Annotated in this window: 2 protein-coding genes; one reads left to right on the top strand and one right to left on the bottom strand. The window is 70.9% G+C overall.

The features are described from left to right. Positions 1-1,519, bottom strand: a 1,519-nt coding sequence (locus LOY02_RS18065) for a maltotransferase domain-containing protein (RefSeq protein WP_410505976.1), incomplete at its 3' end; no start/stop codon positions are given. Positions 1,520-1,784: 265 nt separating this feature from the next. Between LOY02_RS18065 and glgP the strand changes: the two genes are divergently transcribed. Next, complete coding sequence (gene glgP, locus LOY02_RS18060; RefSeq protein WP_317183757.1) at positions 1,785-4,373, top strand: alpha-glucan family phosphorylase; 2,589 nt, start codon at positions 1,785-1,787, stop codon at positions 4,371-4,373. Positions 4,374-4,424: the final 51 nt, after the last annotated feature.

The following is a 4,424-nucleotide window of genomic DNA, read 5'->3' as shown; positions in this document are numbered from 1 at the left end:
ACGCGTAGTACGTGTAGCTCTGCTGGAATCCGGCCTTGGCGAGGGCGTGCATCATGGCCGGCTTGGTGAAGGCCTCGGAGAGCCAGATCGTCTCGGGGTGGTCCTGCGCGACGTCGGCGATGAGCCACTGCCAGAAGGCGACCGGCTTGGTGTGCGGGTTGTCGACCCGGAAGATCCGGATGCCGTGGTCGAGCCACACCTGGATGACGCGCCGCACCTCGGCGTAGGCCCGCGCCGGGTCGTTGTCGAAGTTGAGCGGGTAGATGTCCTGGTACTTCTTCGGCGGGTTCTCGGCGTAGGCGATGGTGCCGTCCGCGCGGGTCGTGAACATCTCGGGATGGCTCTGCAGCCAGGGGTGGTCGGGGGAGGCCTGGAGCGCGATGTCGAGGGCGACCTCGAGCCCATGGCGGCCGGCCTCGGCGACGAAGAAGTCGAAGTCCTCGAAGGTGCCGAGGTCGGGGTGGATGGCTTCGTGGCCGCCGTCGGGCGAGCCGATGGCGTAGGGCGATCCGGGGTCGTCGGGACCGGCGGCCAAGGTGTTGTTGCGGCCCTTGCGGGCCGTGGTCCCGATGGGGTGGATGGGGGTGAGGTAGACGACGTCGAATCCCATGTCGGCGATCGCGGGGAGACGCTGCGCCGCGGTGCGGAAGGTGCCGGACGTCCACGTCCCGGTCTCCGGATCGCGCACGGCGCCCTCGGAGCGCGGGAACATCTCGTACCACGCGCCGTAGAGTGCGCGCTCCCGCTCGACGAGCAGGTGGTGACGCTGCGTGGGGGAGACGAACTCGCGGAGCGGCACCATGGCGGCGAGCCCGGCGATCTCAGGGGAGGTGGCGGCGCCGAAGCGGTGTGCTGCCGGGATGCTGGTGTCCTGGAGCGCGGCGATGCCCTTGTCGATCTCACCGGCGTCGACGCCGAGGCCCCGGACGGCCTCTGCGAACCGATCGAGGACGCGGACCCCCTCGGCGCACATGAGCTCCTCGTCGACGCCGGCCTCGATCTTGATCCCTGCGTCGTGCACCCACGTCGCGTAGGGGTCGGACCAGCCCTCCACGCGGTAGGTCCACCAGCCCGGCCGGTCGGCGCGCACCGTCGTGCTCCACTCGGACAGTCCGACGTTGTCGCAGTGCATCGCGTAGTAGTGGTCCCGTCCGTCGGGGTCCGTGAGCACGGTGGTCGCGTTGACCGCGTCGTGGCCCTCGCGGAAGACCGTGGCGCGGACCACGAAGTCCTCGTCGACGACGCACTTGGCCGGGCGGTCGCCGCAGTCGACGAGCGGACGGACGTTGAGCACCGGGATCCGCCCGAAGGGGATCGCGCCGCCGGGCATCCCCTCGACGGTCGGTGGCGCGCTGACGGGGGACCCCGGGGCGAGGTGCACGGCGCCGGCCTCGTTGTCGTCGGTCACCCCGACCTCTGCGACCGGTGTTGCGGTGGGGTCCGGCGTAGGTTTCGCGGCCGCCTTGTCGGGCCGCCGGCGGGGCTGGTTCGGACGGGGTGTCGGGGGTGAGCCAGTCACGGATCGACCGTATCGAATGAGCGTCGATTCTCACCCACCGCGCGCCGCGTGGACTTCGCGTGGCGCCCCTCTGCCAAGCCGTTCCGTATGCCGCTGGGCCGGGTCGTGGACGGCGGGGCCACTCGAGTGCGTGGCCGCGCGTCGAGTGGCCCCGAACGCTCGAGGTCACGAGGAGCGGGAGCGAGCCCAGCGGCATACGGCTGCGTGTTGTGGAAAGGGACTGCAAGGATTGCAAGATCTTGCCGTGGGCCTATGCTGTCCCCTCGTGAAGGCTATCCGTCGCTTCAGCGTCCGCACCGTCCTGCCGACCCGCATCGAGGGCCTCGGCGTCCTGGCCAGCAACCTGCGCTGGTCGTGGCACCCGCCGACGCGCGACCTCTTCGCCAGCATCGACCCGAAGAAGTGGGCCGACACCAAGGAGGACCCCGTCCGACTCCTGTCGCGCCTGTCCGCGGACGAGCTCGACGCCCTCGCGGCCGACGACGAGTTCGTCGGGCGGGTCGTCGCGGCCAACGAGGACCTCCACAGCTACCTCACCAACGAGCGCTGGTACCAGTCATGGAGCCGGGAGCAGGAGGAAGCCGGCCTCGCCGCACCGACGGCGATCGCCTACTTCAGCCCGGAGTTCGGCATCACGGCCGTCCTCCCGCAGTACTCCGGCGGTCTCGGCATCCTCGCCGGCGACCACCTCAAGACGGCCTCCGACCTCGGGGTGCCGATCGTCGGGGTGGGCCTCTTCTACCAGACCGGCTACTTCAAGCAGTCCCTCTCCCGCGACGGTTGGCAGCTCGAGTCCTATCCGGTGCTCGACCCCGACGGCCTGCCCCTCTCCCTCGTCCGCGAGGCCGACGGAAAGCCGGCCGTCGTGTCCATCGACCTGCCGGCGGGCCGTGTCCTCCACGCCCACGTCTGGCGCGCCCAGGTCGGCCGCGTGCCGCTGCTCCTGCTGGACTCCGACGTCCCCGGCAACGACGAGAGCGGCCGCAAGGTCACCGAGTCGCTCTACGGCGGCGGCGGGGACACCCGCCTCGAGCAGGAGCTGCTCCTCGGTGTCGGTGGCGTCCGCGCCCTGCGAATCTGGTCGCGACTCACCGGGGCGCCCGCGCCGGAGGTCTACCACACCAATGAGGGCCATGCCGGCTTCCTCGGAGTGGAGCGGATCGCCGAGCTCGTCCGCGACCACGGCCTCACCTTCGACGAGGCGCTCGAGGCGGTCCGGTCCGCGACCGTCTTCACGACCCATACGCCGGTGCCCGCAGGGATCGACCGCTTCGACGCCCACAAGATCGAGCTCTTCTTCGGCGGCGACAACGCCATGCCGGGAGTCCCGGTCGAGCGACTTCTGGCGCTCGGCGCGGAGGACTACGAGGGCGGCCAGCCGGGGATCTTCAACATGGCCGTCATGGGGCTGCGCCTCGCCCAGCGCGCCAACGGCGTCTCCCAGCTGCACGGCCACGTGAGCCGCGAGATGTTCGAGGGCCTGTGGCCCGGGTTCGACGAGGAGGAGGTGCCGATCACGAGCATCACCAACGGCGTCCACGCGCCGACCTGGGTCGACCGTGCCGTCTACGACGCGGCGCGCGACCACCTCGGCACCGCGGACGTCGCAGGTGAGAATGCCTGGGAGCGGGTCGGCGACGTGCCGGCCGACGCCATCTGGCAGGTCAAGCGCGGCATGCGGGCCTCGCTCGTCGAGGAGGTGCGCCGCAGGGTCCGGTCGTCGTGGCTCAAGCGCGGCGCCACCGACGCCGAGCTCGGCTGGGTCGACGACGTGCTCGACCCCGAGGTCCTGACGATCGGCTTCGCGCGGCGCGTGCCGACCTACAAGCGGCTCACCCTCATGCTCAGCGACCCGGAGCGCCTCAAGCGTCTCCTGCTCCACCCGGAGCGTCCGGTCCAGCTCGTCATCGCCGGCAAGTCGCACCCCGCAGACGAGACGGGCAAGCGCCTCATCCAGGAGATGGTGCGCTTCGCCGACGACCCGGAGGTCCGGCACCGGATCGTCTTCCTGCCGAACTACGACATCGCCATGGCGCAGCGCCTCTACCCCGGCTGCGACGTCTGGCTCAACAACCCGCTGCGTCCCTTCGAGGCGTGCGGCACGTCCGGCATGAAGGCGGCGCTCAACGGCGGCCTCAACCTGTCCATCCTCGACGGATGGTGGGACGAGTGGTTCGACGGGCACAACGGCTGGGCGATCCCGACCGCTGACGGGGTTGAGGACCCGGACCGGCGCGACGACCTCGAGGCCGCCGCGCTCTACGACCTCATCGAGAACAACGTCGCCGCGACCTTCTACGACCGCGACGAGGCCGGGCTGCCGCACGGCTGGATCTCGATGATCACCCACACCCTGACGACGCTGGGGCCGAAGGTCCTCGCGAGCCGCATGGTCCAGGACTACACGGAGCGGCTCTACAGCCCGGCCGCCGGTGCCGGCCGTGCGCTCAACGGCCCCGACTTCAAGGGTGCTCGTGAGCTGGCCGCCTACAAGGCCCGGGTCCGGGAGGCGTGGCCGCGGGTGCGTGTCGACCACGTGGAGCCCTCCGGCGTGTCCGACTCGCCGCAGATCGGCGACACGCTGCACGTCAGCGCCTACGTCGACCTCGGCGGCCTCACGCCCGAGGACGTCGCGGTGCAGTTCGTGCACGGGCGGGTCTCCGACACGGACGAGCTGCGCGAACCGATCGCGGCGTCCCTGCAGCTCGTCGAGGGCTACGACAACGGGACCTACCACTTCGCGGGGGAGCAGCTGCTCACGCGCACCGGATCCTTCGGCTACAGCATCCGGGTGCTGCCGAAGCACCCGGCGCTCGCCTCGCCCGCCGAGCTCGGCCTGGCTCGCAACGCCTGAGACGGGGAGAGCAGGTCGCGACGCCCCACTCGAGCAGCTTGCACCGCCTTT

The organism is Intrasporangium sp., assembly GCF_032907665.1.
Classification (GTDB): Bacteria; Actinomycetota; Actinomycetes; order Actinomycetales; family Dermatophilaceae; genus Intrasporangium.
Note: the sequence above shows the minus strand (reverse complement) of the source record. Positions and strands in the feature narration are given on the sequence as shown.